Source organism: Herpetosiphon giganteus, from assembly GCF_016907925.1.
GTDB lineage: Bacteria > Chloroflexota > Chloroflexia > Chloroflexales > Herpetosiphonaceae > Herpetosiphon > Herpetosiphon giganteus.
Window position 1 is genome coordinate 34734 of the sequence record NZ_JAFBCZ010000031.1, and the last position, 15689, is coordinate 50422.

General features: G+C 52.0%; 14 protein-coding genes. 9 read left to right on the forward strand and 5 right to left on the reverse strand.

Annotation, left to right across the window (positions count from 1 at the left end; all coding sequences use genetic code 11):
* Positions 1-183 precede the first annotated feature (183 nt).
* The 8 genes from JOD20_RS21710 (at position 184) to rlmD (ending at position 7404) form a co-directional block, all read left to right on the forward strand.
* Positions 184-375 (forward strand): hypothetical protein, encoded by a 192-nt coding sequence (locus tag JOD20_RS21710; RefSeq protein WP_204757286.1) that lies wholly within the window; start codon positions 184-186, stop codon positions 373-375.
* A 78-nt stretch (positions 376-453) separates the two neighbouring features.
* The gene (locus tag JOD20_RS21715) at positions 454-1422 is read left to right on the forward strand and encodes a helix-turn-helix transcriptional regulator (protein WP_204757287.1); all 969 of its coding nucleotides are present in this window, start codon (positions 454-456) and stop codon (positions 1420-1422) included.
* Positions 1423-1611: 189 nt separating this feature from the next.
* Complete coding sequence (locus JOD20_RS21720) at positions 1612-3099, forward strand: phytoene desaturase family protein (RefSeq protein ID WP_204757288.1); 1488 nt, start codon at positions 1612-1614, stop codon at positions 3097-3099.
* A gap of 89 nt (positions 3100-3188) precedes the next feature.
* A complete protein-coding gene (locus JOD20_RS21725; RefSeq protein WP_204757289.1) occupies positions 3189-3929 on the forward strand; it encodes a DsbA family protein in 741 nt (246 codons plus the stop codon).
* Between the two features lie 16 nt (positions 3930-3945).
* Positions 3946-4446, forward strand: coding sequence for a vitamin K epoxide reductase family protein (locus JOD20_RS21730; RefSeq protein WP_204757290.1), 501 nt, complete (start codon positions 3946-3948; stop codon positions 4444-4446).
* Positions 4447-4479: 33 nt separating this feature from the next.
* Entirely contained in the window at positions 4480-5031 is a 552-nt protein-coding gene (locus JOD20_RS21735) for a GNAT family N-acetyltransferase (RefSeq protein WP_204757291.1), read from the forward strand.
* An 8-nt stretch (positions 5032-5039) separates the two neighbouring features.
* On the forward strand, positions 5040-6116 hold the full coding sequence (locus JOD20_RS21740; protein WP_204757292.1) for a site-2 protease family protein: 1077 nt from the start codon (positions 5040-5042) through the stop codon (positions 6114-6116).
* Positions 6117-6132: 16 nt separating this feature from the next.
* Entirely contained in the window at positions 6133-7404 is a 1272-nt protein-coding gene (gene rlmD / locus JOD20_RS21745) for a 23S rRNA (uracil(1939)-C(5))-methyltransferase RlmD (RefSeq protein WP_204757293.1), read from the forward strand.
* A gap of 226 nt (positions 7405-7630) precedes the next feature.
* On the opposite strand, the gene JOD20_RS21750 is transcribed toward rlmD, so the two are convergent.
* Both JOD20_RS21750 and tgt read right to left on the reverse strand, forming a co-directional pair.
* Entirely contained in the window at positions 7631-9055 is a 1425-nt protein-coding gene (locus JOD20_RS21750) for a hypothetical protein (RefSeq protein ID WP_204757294.1), read from the reverse strand.
* Positions 9052-10230 (reverse strand): tRNA guanosine(34) transglycosylase Tgt, encoded by a 1179-nt coding sequence (gene tgt / locus JOD20_RS21755; protein WP_204757295.1) that lies wholly within the window; start codon positions 10228-10230, stop codon positions 9052-9054. The genes JOD20_RS21750 and tgt overlap by 4 nt, the downstream gene beginning before the upstream one ends.
* Before the next feature lie 187 nt (positions 10231-10417).
* Between tgt and JOD20_RS21760 the strand changes: the two genes are divergently transcribed.
* Entirely contained in the window at positions 10418-10834 is a 417-nt protein-coding gene (locus JOD20_RS21760; RefSeq protein WP_239584009.1) for a globin family protein, read from the forward strand.
* Here JOD20_RS21760 and JOD20_RS21765 read toward each other — a convergent pair.
* The 3 genes from JOD20_RS21765 to JOD20_RS21775 all read right to left on the reverse strand — a co-directional run bounded on the left by JOD20_RS21765 (position 10831) and on the right by JOD20_RS21775 (position 15511).
* Positions 10831-12879, reverse strand: a complete 2049-nt coding sequence (locus JOD20_RS21765; protein ID WP_204757296.1) for a putative bifunctional diguanylate cyclase/phosphodiesterase — start codon at positions 12877-12879, stop codon at positions 10831-10833. The genes JOD20_RS21760 and JOD20_RS21765 overlap by 4 nt on opposite strands.
* Positions 12880-13388: 509 nt before the next feature.
* Entirely contained in the window at positions 13389-14450 is a 1062-nt protein-coding gene (locus tag JOD20_RS21770) for an aldo/keto reductase (protein WP_204757297.1), read from the reverse strand.
* Positions 14447-15511, reverse strand: a complete 1065-nt coding sequence (locus JOD20_RS21775; protein WP_204757298.1) for an aldo/keto reductase — start codon at positions 15509-15511, stop codon at positions 14447-14449. Before JOD20_RS21775 ends, JOD20_RS21770 begins: the two co-directional genes overlap by 4 nt.
* Positions 15512-15689: the final 178 nt, after the last annotated feature.

A 15689-nucleotide genomic window follows, 5' to 3' on the forward strand; every position in this document is an offset into this window, starting at 1 on the left:
GTATCCTACCATAGCGCTTGCTCTGCTGAGTTTTCGCTTGCAAGAGTTAAGTGAATGCGGATTATTGATGCTTGATTGTGCACAGCATCCTATACATTTTGGTCAATGCAAGCGCATTGCGGGCAGCTGAACGTAGCGGCTTATCTGCTATAATAGTTGGACAAACAAGGAGGATACACGGTCATGACAATCCAACGTCGTTCGACGCGGGCGCGCCGCCGAGCACCAATTCGCAACATCAAACAATCAACCTCAACTGGCATCAACCCTGATTTGGAATACATCTTCATTCGCCATGATCTGGTACGGATCATTTTGATGGGCGGTGGGTTGTTGGCAATTATGGTCGTGCTAGCTGTATTAAATGTGTTCTAGCCAACACATTCGGAGCTTGCTGCTGGCACGGCCTTTGCCGTGCTTCTTTTTTGAGCAGCGCTTATGCTTGAGGGTGCTATGAGCGATGAACGTTTAGCCAGTAAAGCAGCACGTTTACGCTGGATCGAACGCAAACTCTATAATAATCCCCAAGGCTTGCGGGTGATGGATTTGGCCGAGGCTACCGGCATGGATCGGCGCACCATCTACCGCGATTTGGGGGCGCTTGAAGACATGGGCGTGCCCATGTGGCAATTTGAGGGCAAGTTTGGCATTAATCGCGAAGATTATCTTTCGACGGTGCGCTTGAATTTAAATCAAACGATTTCGTTATTTTTTGCGGCGCGTTTGCTGGCCCACCATAGCGATGAGCAAAATCCGCATGTGGTGGCAGCGCTTGAGAAAATTGCAGCCTCGCTGCCCGACGAAACGATTGCCAAACACCTGAGTAATGTTGCAGCCCAAATTCAGCTGCGGCCAACGCGGCGCGAATATATTTTGGTGCTTGAGACTTTTACCAGAGCTTGGGCCGATCGGCGCATGGTTAAATTTTCGTATTGGGCCTCGAACCGCGATGAGCCAGAGGAGCGCACTGTTGCGCCATATGTGCTCGAAGTATCGCGCTTTGAGCCAGCCTCCTATGTGATTGGCCATGATCCGTTGCGTAATGCTTTACGCACATTCAAGCTCGAACGGGTGCAACGCGCCGAAATTCTCGATACTGAATATGTGATTCCAACCGATTTTGACCCTTATTCGATGCTCGCTGATAGCTGGGGCATTATGGACGAGGGCAATACGGTTACGGTGCGCTTACGCTTCAGTACGCTTGTTGCGCGGCGGGTCAAAGAAAGCACCTGGCATCGTTCGCAAGAAGTTATCGACTTGCCCGATGGCGGTTGTGAGCTTTCGATGAAGCTGGCTGGCACGCGCGAAATGCGTTCGTGGGTGCTTGGTTGGGGCGCTGATGTTGAAGTGCTGGCTCCCGCCGATCTGCGCGCCGAAGTTGCCGAGCATGCCCAACGTATGGTGCAACAATACCAATAATAAGTTTGTGCATGGCCTGATTGCAACCCCTTGCCCGATGCGGTGAGGGGTTTTTGATTTTTGAGTTTCGCTGCCACGGGTCGAAAATTCCTCACCCATGGTTAAGTGTTTTGTTCGCACACGCGCAGCAACCCGCGGTACAATAGCAGATGATTGCAAGGTATTGGGCGTTAATTCAAGGATGATTGCATGCAGCATGTGGTGATTGTTGGCGGTGGTTTGGGTGGTTTGGCGGCAGCGTTACGCCTGCGCGCGGCGGGTGTTGCCGTGACGCTCTGCGAAAAAAACAACGCTCTTGGTGGCAAAATGGCCCAAGTTGTACACAATGGCTTTCGCTTCGATACAGGCCCGTCGCTGTTTACCATGCCGTGGGTAGTCGAAGAATTGCTCGCCAGCGTTGGGCGCGAGCTTGCCAACGAATTAACCATCAAGCCTGTTGATCCAACCTGCCGTTATCAATGGCCCGATGGCACGCGCCTCGATGCATGGAGCGATTTGCCCAAACTGCTGAGCGAGATTGAACGCTTGGAGCCAAGCGATGTGGCGGGATTTTTGGGCTTTATGGCATTTAGCGCCCAAATTTATCAAGCGGCGGCTGAGCCATTTTTGCTTGAGCCATTTAAGGGCTTGCGCACGATGTTGCAGCCGCGTTTGCTGCGCGATGTGTGGAAAATTGCGCCCTTGAAAACTGTTGATCAAGCAGTGCGCAAGTATTTCAAACACCCCTATTTGCGCCAATTGTTCAATCGTTATGCAACCTACAATGGCTCGTCGCCCTATCGTTCGCCTGCAACCTTTTGCATTATTCCCTATGTTGAAATTGCCCAAGGCGGCTGGTATATCGATGGTGGCATGTATCAACTAGCGGCCACGCTTGGCAGAATTGCTGGCGAGATCGGCGTTGATATTCAGTTGAATAGCACCGTGACTGAGGTCTTGCTGACGGGCAAAACTGCGACTGGCGTGCGTTTGGCTGATGGCCGTACGATCAACGCCGATTATGTGATTGTCAATGCAGATGCCTTGTATGCGCTCGATCAGCTGATTCCAACCACCAAAGCGCCCAACCATGAACTAGCCTGTTCGGGCTTTGTGTTAATGTTGGGGGTCAATCGCGATTATGCGCTGTTGCAGCATCATAATATTTTCTTCAGTGGCGATTACGCTGCCGAATTTCGGGCAATTTTTGAGCATGGCGTGCCAGCAGTTGATCCCACCATCTATATTGCCGCCACCTGTCGCGCCAACCCTGAGCATGCGCCAGCTGGGATGATGAATCTCTTTGTCTTGGTTAATGCGCCAGTTACCGGACGCGTCAATTGGCAACGCGAGGCTGCGGCCTATCGCGATTTGGTGGTGCGCCGTTTGGAGCAGCATGGCTTGGTTAGGCTGAATGAGGCAATTATCAGTGAAACCATGCTCACGCCCGCCGATTTGGCGAGCATGACCAATGCGCGGCGTGGCTCGTTGTATGGGCCGGCTTCGCATGGCTTGCAAGCGGCCTTTTTGCGCCCAGCCAACCAACCAGCAGGCTTCGATAACGTGGCCTTGGTTGGTGGTGCGACCCATCCTGGCGGTGGCATTCCGCTGGTGTTGCTTTCGGGCAAGGCTGGGGCGCGTTGGGCAATGCAAAGATTAGGGCTTGCTGAGAAGCCCAAACATGGGACTATTTTCTGATAGCCAGCGTGCTTAAAGCTCGCTACGATGCAAAGTGGCAGCAGCTTGGTTGCCAGAAGTTCGCTGTTTGTAATGAAAGGATCGATTGCATGAGCAATACACCCAAATCTCGCCAAGGCCGACAGCGCGTGCAAGAGAAACGCTCGTTGTTGCCATTTTACTTGCTGCTTGGCTTGGCTGGGATTGTTGGCTTGACGTTTGTCTTGTTTCAATCACTAAGAGCGCCAGTTGCGCCGCCAAGTGCCAGTATTCCAGTGCGGCCTTTGATTAATGCTGCGGTGGGCCAAACCTCAGAAGGCTATTGGTATAAAGGCGATCCAAATGCGCCAGTAAAAATTATTGAATTTGCTGATTTCGAATGCCCAGGTTGTCGTCAGCTTGAACTTGATTTGGCGACTGCCAATTTTGATGCAGAATACATCGAAACTGGCAAAGTCCAATGGATTTATCGCGAGCTGCCATTGCGCAGCATCCATAAATCGGCTCAATATACTGCTGAACTAAGCCGCTGTGCTGGAGACCAAAATGTCTACTGGCCAGTGCATATGGCACTTTACGATAGCCAAATCCAATGGACAAACCTTGATAATCCCAATCCACTGATTCTTGATGCTGCGGTTCAGGCTGGAGCCAACCTCGATGCCTTGGAAGATTGTATGGATGCTGAAACCCACAAGGACGCTATTAATGCCTCGTATGATTCAGCCAAAAGCCTCGGCCTTGATCAGACTCCCACCGTCTTTATCAATGATGATCGGATTAATTTCGTCGGTAATTATTACTTCGACATCAAAACGGCAATTGATGCGAAATTAGGGGTTACACCCTAAATCTTGGAGGCTTAAGATGGACGAGCGTCCATATTGGCCGCGCATGGCCATGGCTTTTTTGGCGCTTGGCGGCTTGATTAATGCGAGCTACTTATCGATTCACCGTTTGCGCCCAACCCAAAGTGGGCCATTGGTATGTGGCGTGGTTGGCAATTGTGAAGCGGTGCAAGCCAGCAAATATAGCGTTTTTCCGCCAAGCACTGGCATTCCAGTGGCTTATATTGGCTTGGTTGGTTTTTTAATTTTGGTTGTGCTGAGCGTGCTGAGCCTGCAACGCAACCAACTTGGGCGCTTTAGCCTGCCAACGATCAACCTCGGTTTGGCCAGCGTGGCGCTAGCTTTTTCGGCCTATTTTACGGCGATTGAGGCTTGGGTGCTGCACGAATGGTGTCAATGGTGCATTATCTCGGCAGTGGTATCGCTACTCTTTTGGGCTTTAGCCAGCTTTGATTGGTGGCAAGCTCGGCGTGCAACCAATGCAGAACCGCTCGAAGCGGCCAACGCGACTGCGGTATAATACCAATTATTCTTAAAGTAAGGACCAGCGTTTATGGCGCATTTTGAATCGATCTTTAGTGTGCGTTTGTGTCACCCTGAAGATGCTGCTTTGCTCGCTCCCCTCGTTTCGGCTTTGGCTACTGAAGAAGGCGCAACGCCGCCCGATTTGGCAGCGATCGAAGACGTGATTCGGGCGATGCTGACCACGGGATTTAGCGATTTTGTGATTGCTGAACGTGGCCCCAACGAGGATGAAGTTGTGGGTTGTATTCAGATTAATTATCGGCTTTCGACTTGGGCTGCTGCCCCGTATGCCTATTTAGAAGATTTTTACCTTGTGCCAGAAGCCCGCGCCCAAGGGATTGGCACCAAATTGCTTGATTATGCGTGCCAACGGGCCGAGGGCAAAGGCTGTCAAAACGTCCAGCTTGATGTGCGGCAGGCCAATAAAGGCGCAATGCGTTTGTATGGCCGCTATGGCTTCAAAGCAACGAATAGCATGATTTGGAAGCGTGATCGGCCAGAGTGCGAACAAGATTATAGCGCCGAAATCAACGAATTGGTTGATCAATTGCGTGGCAACGAGGAAACGGAGGCAGCCTAGTGTGGAGCATGCGCATCGGTAATGTAAGCGGTATCCCGATTAAACTGCATCTGAGCTGGCTGGTTTTAGCAGGCCTAAGCATCTATAGCTTCCAGCAAATGTTTGCGCTTAATGGGCAATCGGGCTTACCGCTGGCCTTGTTTGGCACATTACTGTTGTTGTGCTCGATTGTGCTGCACGAAGTTGGCCATGCGCTGATGGCGCGCCGGTTGGGCTTGCGAGTTACAGCAATTACCTTGTTTTTAACTGGCGGCCTAACCGAGCTGGCCGATGATGTCGATTTGCCCCAAAGCGAATTTAAGATTGCCTTGATTGGTCCGTTGGTCAACGTGGCCTTGGCCGTGCTGACGTTTCTTGGCTCATGGTTTTCGCACGGTGTTTGGGCCAATTTTTGGGCAACGATCGCGATTATTAACGGTTTGCTGGCGGTCTTTAATTTGCTGCCCTGCCACCCGCTCGATGGCGGGCGCGTCTTGCGTTCGATCTTTTGGTTTTTGAACGACGATTTGCTGCGCGGGACGCTGCTGGCGAGCACGATTGGGCGCTACCTCGGTAATGGCTTGATGGTTGTTGGGGTTGTAACGCTCTTGAGCAATGCCCTGACTGGCAGCCTGCTTTTGCTGATGGGCTGGATGACCAATCGCGCTGCGGTGAGCAACTTTGTGCAAACGACGCTGAATTATACGCTCAGCCGAGCCTTGGTTGGCGAGGTTATGACCCGTAGTTTTCGCACTGTTTCGCCGCATCTGACCCTCGATTTGTTTGCTGGCCAATATTTGCTGGGTCAAGCAGAGCCTGCGTTTCCGGTTGTTCACTCCGAACGCCTGATTGGCATGATCAGTGTCCAGCATTTGTATCGCTATGCCATGGGCGAGTGGCGCAGCGTCTCGGTCGGCGATGCGATGACTCCCAAAGCCGATTTGCCGCGGCTCAACGTGGGCGATAGTATGCAAACTGCCTACTACACTATGCTTGGCCAACGCTACGATAGCCTGCCTGTGACCGATGGCGACGCGGTGGTGGGGATTGTGCGCCATCGCGATGTTGTGGCCTTCGTGCAGAGTGCGCTCAAAGTTAAAACCTAATGCGATGGGAAATCAAATGAGTGATTTTGAATGGCCGCGTGAGCTGCAAACCACAATTGATGGCTTGGCTCAAGGTGGCGATGGGGTTGGCCGTTACGCGGGCCGACCAGTCTTTGTGGCGGCGGCCTTGCCTGGCGAACAGGTGCGGGTGCGGCTGACCGAACGGCGCAATGGTTGGGCGCGCGGCGTGTTGCTCGAAGCACCAAGCAATCCGGCTGCCGAACGGGTTACTCCGCCATGTCCAGTTTATCAGCGCTGTGGCGGCTGCGATTGGCAGCACCAAACGATTGAGAGCCAGCGCCAAGCCAAACAAACGATTTTGGCCGAGCAATTGCGCTTTGTGGCTCAAACCGACCAAGCTGAAGTTGCTGCAACCGCCGCCGCAGAGCCATGGCACTATCGCTCGGTGGCACGGGTGCATATCGATGGCCGCCAGGTTGGCTTTTATGCTGCTGGTGGTCGCCAAATCGTTGAATTTGATCAATGCTTGATTATCGATCCGCGTTTGAATGCGGCGATTGAGCGCTTGAAACCGCTGTTGCCCTTGGTCGGCTTGCGCGAAGTTAGCCTGCGTTTGAGCACCACCGATGGCACGATTCATGGCCATTTGCTGGGCCAAGGCCAGAGTGGCTGGCGCAGTTGGGCACGTCGCTGGCTGGCCGCCGACAAAACTATTGCTGGCGTTTCAGCGGAGACGCGCGAAGGCTGGATGGCCTTGGCGGGCGCTGAATATTTGTATGAACAACTAGGCAATGTGCGCTTGCGGATTACGCCGACCAGCTTTTTTCAAGCCAATGTTGAGCGAGCGCGCGCAGTTTTGCAGCAGATCGAGCAATTTTTGCCCTTGAATAATACGACGCGCCTGCTTGATGGGTTTTGTGGAGTTGGCACGTTTTTGTTGCCCTTGGCGCATAAAATTGGCCATGGCTGGGGCATCGAAGAACATCCGGCGGCAATTCGCGATGCTCAGGCCAGCGCCAAAGCCAATCAACTTAACAATTTGACCCTGAAAACTGGTAAGGTCGAGGCAATTTTGCCCCAGCTCAAGCAACAATTTGATTTGGCGATTGTTGATCCGCCGCGCCGTGGAGTTGAGCCAGTGGCGTTAAATGCGTTAATTGCTGCCGAACCAACCATGATCGCCTATGTTTCGTGTCATCCTGGCACGTTAGCGAGGGATATTAAAATTTTGCAGGCTGGTGGCTATAGCATTCAACATGCTCAGCCCTATGATTTCTTTCCCCAAACGAGCCATGTTGAGAGTTTGGTATTGCTAAGTAAAGTTTAGGCCCCTCATCACCCCAACCCCTCGCCCGTCGAACGGGCGAGGGGCTTTTGATTTGGTTCTATCGCAATGTGTCGGTAAAAACGTATTGCTCCCCCTCGCCCGCGTCCAGTGAGAGAGGGGCTTTCATGCCGTGGTTCTATCGCAATGTGTCGGTAAAAACAGGTGCTCCCCCTCGCCCGCGTCCAGTGAGAGAGGGGTGAGGGAACGCTCCACCAAGCTGGGTTAGTTATTTTGCTACCAGCCGAATATTCGTAATTTCGGAAATATAATCGTGGCCGTTGGCATAAATTTCCAAATGCGAGATGCGGCGCATATTGCTCAAATCGCCCTTGAGATCGATAGTTTGATCGGTCCATTGGCGAAATGGCAGCTTGATCGAGCGAATATATTCTTTGTTGGAAATGCTGCCTGGGCCTTGATCGTCGCGGGCATAGAAGCAATAGGTCGTTGAACCAAGCTGATCAGCGGGATTATAGTAGAAGATGGCGATTGCTAAGGCACATTCTTCGCCAATATCGCCAGCCCGATTGAGCGATTGCTCATAAATTCGCCCAGTAAAGCTCAATTCAAGGTCGCTGTAGGCCGTTGTATCAAGATCAATCGTTTGGGTAATGCCAGTGCGAAAGCTCTTGGTATGATCAATGCCCTCGGTAATATCGCGATGGAATTGGGCCACATTGATCAACGGGCGCAAGCAGTTGTTTGGTTGCTCGGTGCTACGTTGGGCGCAACCGCCAACAATATAGAAATAGCCATCTTCCTCGGCTTCTGGCGAATACAACGAGCCAAACACGCGCCATGTATCGGCACGCACAATATCGGTGACCGAAACTGGCACGGTGGCATTATTGTTATATTCTTGGGCGGTGAAGTCGGTAAAATTGCTATCGCGGGCCAATTGCCATTCTGCTGGTTTTGGTTGCGATAAGCTGCCTTGGGCAATTTCGAGCTTCTGCTGGTTGCTGATACTACGGCTTTGGCTGTTATAGGCCAACGTGATGCCGCCTTGTTCCACCACATATTCGCTGATTGTGGTTTGTTTCAGCCGTTCTTGCTCGCTGGCGCTGGTCGTTGGTGCGTTGGCATCCAACAAGCGCACCCGATAGCTGCCGCCGGGCTTGAGCAATGCTTGCTCCACACTATAGCCTGCTTGCTGCACAAACACACTGTAATGCACATCTTGATATTGCTGCGAGGCTTCGGACGCTAAACGCAAGCGCACCAAGCCCGATTCAAGCCGCAACGCCACTTCTTGGTTGCGCGAGCTGAATCTGGTGGTTTGCACTTTTTCAAAGATCAGGCTTGTACCTGGCCAAATATCTAACTTGCTGCCATCAAACAAGGTAACGGTGGCGGCGATGCCAGCGGGCGCTGTGCTGCTGACATTAATTCGATCACCTTCGTAAATAACGGTTTTGGGCGGCGTGGGTAGCTCAGGCTGGACCAAGCCAGCCCGAATAATTTCGATGCCACTGATATAGGTATCGAGCGTGCCTGGCTCTGCTGGCTGGGTGCGGGCAAAGGCCTTGACCCGCCATGCCAAATAGCAACTGCCAGCAATCACAAGGCAAAACGCCAGAAAGCCCAGAATAATCAAACGCCAAGCGATGCGCGTATATTCTTCGGTTGACCGCACGGTCACTCCGCTCATGCCTTGTCCCCTTGGGTGCGTAATGAGTTTAAGCGGGCAGCTCGGCTGGCTTCGCGCACTGCATGCGGAATCGTTTGAAAGCGGCTGAGCCAATCGTCCATAAAGCTTTGATAGCGATCTTGCAGAATCGCCTCACGCGCTTGCTCCATCAAGCGAATTAAGAAGCGCAGATTGTGCAGCGTGGCCAAACGCAGCCCCAGCACTTCCTCGGTACGGAACAAGTGGCGCAGATAGGCACGGCTAAACCGTTGGCAGGTCGAGCAATCGCAGGTTGCATCGATTGGTGCATCCTCGCGAGCATATTTAGCATTGCCAATATTCAAGCGCCCTTCGGGAATGAATAAAGCTCCGTTGCGCCCCAAGCGGGTTGGCAACACACAATCAAACATATCAACCCCACGCGCCACGCCTTCGAGCAAATCTTCTGGCGAGCCAACGCCCATCAGGTAGCGTGGTTTGTTGCGCGGCAGCAATGGCGTGGTTTCTTCGAGCATGCCATACATCTGCTCTTTGGGTTCGCCAACGCTTAGGCCGCCAATGCCAACTCCAGGAATATCTTGTTGGGCGATAAAGCGCGCGCTTTCACGCCGCAAATCGGCCTCAACGCCACCTTGCACAATCCCAAACAGGGCTTGATCTTCGCGGGTTTTGGCGGCGATACAGCGCAGCAACCAGCGATGGGTGCGTTCCATGGCGGCTTTGGTATAGGCATGGGTGGTTGGCTGCGGCGCACATTCATCGAAGGCCATAATAATATCAGCGCCCAATTTTTCCTGAATACCAATCGCGCTTTCAGGCGTAAAGCGATGTTTTGAGCCATCGATATGCGATTTGAAAGTTACGCCATCTTCGTCGATTTTGCTGTGCGGCCCCAAGCTAAACACCTGAAACCCGCCAGAATCGGTCAGAATTGGCTTGGGCCATTGCATAAAACGGTGTAAGCCGCCCATTTCAGCCACCAAATCGGCGCTGGGGCGCAAATACAGATGATAGGTATTCGATAAGATAATTTGCGAGCCAATCGCTTCGACTTCCATAGGGTCGAGCGTTTTCACCGTGGCTTGCGTGCCAACCGGCATAAAGACAGGCGTTTGAATGGTGCCATGCGGTGTGCTCAATTGGCCCGCCCGCGCCTCACCATCGTTATGTTCAAGGGTGTAAGTAAAGTTATTCATAATGGGCCAATTATAGCGCTATTTTGGCTGGCTGGAAAAGCCATGTGGATAAGGATTCGGTAACAAAAGCCAATCGGGTGCGAGCCTGATTTCGGCTCCACTCACGACCCGATTGCCAGCCATAGCTTGGGATTGGTAGGCTAGGCCATGTCACTTGGAGTAGCTCTATTAATTTGAAAGGATGGCCATGTCCACATTATCTCCGGCGGCGATTGAGCTTGTGCAACAAACCTTTGCCGAGGTTGGGCGCAATCCCCAACAATTGGTTGAAGCATTCTACGGGCGCTTGTTTAGCTTGGCTCCCGATTTTCGCCCGTTGTTTCCTGAGGATATGCGCGAGCAACAAAAGAAATTATTGCAATCGTTGACTTTGGTGGTCAATAATCTTAAAAAGCCCGAAGCGGTTGTGCCTGCGGTGCAGGAACTTGGGCGACGGCATATTGATTATGGAGTTAAGCCAGAACATTACGATACGGTTGGCGCGGCCTTGGTTTGGGCGCTGGCGCAACAACTTGGCCCGCAATGGAATGCCGAAGTGCAGGATGCTTGGGTTGCGGCCTATACTTTGGTCGCCACTGTGATGATTGAAGCCAGCCAAGCCTAATTCAGCGAAAGCGAAAAATCTGCCGCCTGTTCAAGCGGAACGGGCGGCGAGAAAAAGTAGCCTTGGCCCGCTTGGCAGCCAAGTTCGCGCAAAACCTGAATATGTTCGGCGGTTTCGATGCCCTCGGCAATCGTCGCGAGATGCATAGTTTGGGCCAAATTGATAATTGTTCGCACAATCGCCAAGCTACGTTGATCTTCGAGCGCCGCCTGAATAAACGAACGATCGATTTTGATGGTATTGAGTGGAAAACGATGTAAATAGGTCAGCGACGAATAGCCAGTGCCAAAATCGTCAATGTGCAGCGGCAGGCCCAAATTGCGCAGCGCATTCAAAATTGGCTCAGCCCGCTCGGCATGCAATAACGCGCCTTCGGTAATTTCCAAATGCAGCAAGTGTCGCGGAAACTGATAGCGTTCAACCAGCGCTTTAATTGTTGGCAACAATTGGCTGTGCAATAATTGGCGTGGCGATAGGTTGATCGCCAACGTCATGTGCTGCATCAATGGGTCGGTTTGCCACTGAGCCAGCTGTTCGGCGGCAACTTCCAACATCCACCAACCCAACGGAATAATCAGGCCAGTTTCCTCGGCAATATCCAAAAATTGGCCAGGCGAGCGCAATCGCCCATCGGGATGCGCCCAGCGAATCAGAATCTCAAAGCCGGTGCAATGCTGTTGCTCAAAATCGATAATTGGCTGAGCAAAAAGCCGAAATTCTTGGCGTTGCAAGGCTAGGCGCAAGGCACTTTCGTTGTGCAGGCGCGTGCTGAAGTTAGCGTATAAGGTTTGATCAAAAATTTCGATGCCGCCGCGCCCAGTGTGTTTGGCGCGATACAGGGCTAGATCGACGTTGCGCATCACGGTTTCAATTGGCATTTCGCTGGTAATTAATTCCAAGCCAATGCTTACATTGCAGAAAATCTCTTGGCCATTTTCGACCACAAATGGCTCTTCGAACAATTGGCGAATGCGTTGAGCTGCATTGAAGGCTGCTGGCAAATCGGGCAGGCGATCAAAAAAGATGGCAAATTCATCGCCATCGAAGCGCGCCACCACATCACTGGGCAACTCTAAGCCGCGGCGTAAACGCTGGGCGATGTCAGTCAGCATCGTATCGCCAATGTGATAGCCTAAGCCATCATTGACCATTTTAAATTCATCAATATCAAGCAAAATAATTGCAAAACTATAATCGTGGTGATGGCGCTGATATTCTAGGGCACGCGATAAATGCAATTGAAACGAACGCCGATTGGGCAAGCCCGTCAGCGAATCGTGCAGCGATTGATGATAGAGTGCTTCTTCCATTTGTAATTGGGCGGTGTGGTCGCGTAAAATCACAATTGCGCCGTTATTGTGGCCTTCCGCGTTGAGCAAGGGCGTAACATGCTCGGTAATCGAGGTTGAATGGCCATCACGCGCCCGCAAATAGCGCTCGAATGGCAAGGCTAGCACTGGTTCGTTGCGCAAAGCTGCTTCAATTACCTGAATCGGTTGATCATTGAGGCTACTGCGAATCACGACCACCTGATTAAAATCTTGCTTGATTGCTGCCTGATAATCCCAACCAGTCATGCGCTCGGCAACTGGATTGATCCACTGAATGGTGCCAGCGCGATCAACCGCCACAACTCCATCGCTGACATTCGCCAACATAGTTTGCATCCAAACTTCAACGCGGCTGAGACGGCGGCTCAAGTTGCTGCGTTCGATGATGGTTTTGAGCGTTAGCACAAGGCTTTCGGTGCTAATTGGCAAGGTCAAAATATCAATTGAGGTTGGTTGATTGGATGGGTGTGAGTTGGGTTGCTCATTCGCCTGACTCAAATACAACACCGGAACCGAGCATTCTTGCTGATTAATGTGGGGCAGAAATGCCAGGTTGGCTAAGATTAGATCGATGCTGCTGTTGCTGAGAATCTGACTTGCCGCCTCCCACGAGCCAGCTTGGGCCACGCTACAACCAGCAGTGGTTAATTGCCCGCTCAGATCGTGCGTGTTTGGTGCTGAATGATCGAGCATTAAGATTCGTGGATTATTCATGGGCTGCACTCCAATAGAAATCACTACGCATGTGGGTGCTCAGCCCAAGCAGCGTTCGGATCGAATCTGTCGCAATACCATGCCACCGCATCAACACCTATTCTCTAGAGGATTGAGCCACCATTCCATAGGAATTTGGCGAGGAAATGAGCATTACTTGGCTATAGAGCCTCAACCATCGAGAAATTAGCGCCGATTTGGATCGAGATTAAGAGACTACTAGCAGCCAAGCGTGGGCCTAAATGTGGATGCGTCAGCTTTGACGTGAACTGCGTGGTTCAGCCGCAAATCTAGGGTTTGATCATCTTAGCATAGGCTGTGCCAAAATTTGGGGGGATTTAAGTGGTAGTGTTGCTAGGACTACCACTTTTATAGCTTTAATGATTGTACTGCGAAGGAGTATGCTGTGGGCCGAAAGTCACATTTCAGCAATTGGGGTTGGATTGAGGAGCCAATCGACAATGATTTTGAGTGTATGTTTCGATCACCTTGGTTTAGCCGGAAACCGTTTAGCGAGATTCAGCCCATCCTTGGACATTCATGCCGCCGAAGATGGCGCGGCGCAACTCAGTATTAAACAGGCTATCGGGATAGGAAAGCTCAGGCATACTCGCTTGATTGAGCAATTGCAACTGTTCGGCAGTTAGCTTAATCGCTTGGGCAGCGAGGTTGGCAGACAGCTGCTCAGGTTGTCGTGCACCTATAATGAGCATACTAATTCCAGGTTGTGCTGCTGCCCATGCCAAAGCGACTTGGGATACTGGTTGCTCCAGCATTGCTGCTACATTTTGCAATGCTTGGAGGATATTCCAGTTGCGTTCGGTGAATTTCTGGTCGCCGAATGGATTGGGGCCGCTGAGCCGACCCTGACCACGAACTCCGCTGCTTTGGCGCTGATACTTTCCGGCCAAAAATCCTGCTGCTAGTGGACTCCAAGCAGCGATTCCAAGCCCACATTCACGGGCTGCTGGGATGTATTCGCGCTCGATATTTCGCTCAACCAGCGAATACTCAAGTTGCATGGCAATCGGGCCGGGAATGGCGTGTGCTGCGGCCAAGGTCGCTGCGCGAACAGCATACCAAGCTGGTTGATTTGAGAAGCCAAAATAGCGAATAGTGCCAGCGCGAACGAGATCGCCAAGGGTTTGGAGCACTTCTTCAACGGGCGTAACCTGATCCCAGATGTGGAGCCAATAGAGATCGATATAATCGGTGCCTAATCGGCGCAATGATCCCTCAAGCGCGCGCTGAATGTTTTTGCGTCCGTTGCCTCCTGCGTTAACATTCTGGGATTGGCCGCCGTAAAAAGCAAATTTCGTCGCCAGCACTACCTGATCACGTAGACCTCGCTCGGCGATGAACTTGCCGACGAGTTGCTCGCTCAGCCCATCTGCATACACATCAGCAGTATCAATAACGTTGCCGCCAGTATCAATGTAGGTATTGAAAATATCTGCCGATGTTTGAGCGTTTGCTCCCCAGCGCTGGCTACCAAAGGTCATTGTGCCCAGCGCTAACGGACTGACAACCAAGCCTGAGCGACCTAATGTACGAAAGGCTGTTTGGTTCATTGATGTAGCCCCTGCTTGGCGCTATTGCGCATGGCTGCGAGTTGATCGGCACGGTTTTGGCTCCACATCTGCAACATCCAGCCAGGGTATTCAGCAGGAAGTCGGCTGGCTTGATCAAGCAGATCAAGGTCGGCGGAATCAAGCTCAATCTCGGTTGCCCCAAGATTGTCATTCAGTTGCTCAAGCCGCTTTGCGCCTAGAATAACGCTGGTTACCTGCGGCTGATGCAGCAGCCATGCGATTGCCAATTGGGCAACGCTCGCCTGTTTGCGTTCTGCTAGTTCACCAAGCAGATCGATAATCGTATAGGCTCGCTCGAGATCGACTGGTGGAAAGGCCACTGCTGTGCGACGACTATCGACAACCTCCTGCTGATCGCGGCGATACTTGCCGCTTAGTAGCCCTCCACTGAGCGGGCTCCATACGAGCAAGCCAAGGCCTTCGCTAGCGAGCATTGGCCCGATTTCGCGTTCGATGTCGCGACCTGCCAAACTATAGTACGCTTGGATGCTTGCTAGGCTATGCATTCCATAGCGTTCGGCGATGCCTAAGGCCTTACTTATTTGCCATGCCGCCCAGTTCGAAACACCAATATAGCGAACAAGCCCTTGCCGAACCAGATCATCCAAGGCCGCCAAGCTTTCCTGAATTGGCGTAGCTGGATCGAAGCCATGAAGCTGATAGAGGTCGATATAATCGAGTTCAAGTCGTTGCAAACTGGCTTTTGCACTGGCTAAAATATGCTGCCGCGACGAACCACGTTGATTTGGGCCTGCTCCTGTTTCACCAAAAACTTTGGTGGCCACGATCACATCATCGCGTCGAATACCTAAGTTCTTTAATGCTTGACCTGTGATGCGCTCGGATTGACCTTGCGAGTAGGTGTCGGCGGTATCAATAAAATTGATTCCAGCAGCGAAGGCCTGGGCCATGAGGCGATCGGCCTCGGCCTGTTGAACCTGACCGATAGCGCCATAGGCCCCGCTGCCGCCAAAGGTCATGGTGCCAAAACAGAGTTCAGATACAAAAAGTCCAGTTGAGCCAAGTTTGTTATAGCGCATAGCTTGATCCTCCAAGGTGATTCATGGCAATGTTGCCATCGAGATAAAGTATAGGCCGCTAATTGGCAGATTGCACTGAGCGATCCTATGTAGTTCTTGCCTAATCCTCTGATTTTGCTAGATGCGATTGCTTGGTAGATTGCTTGAGTGGGCAGAGTGCTATACTTCGATCATCTGC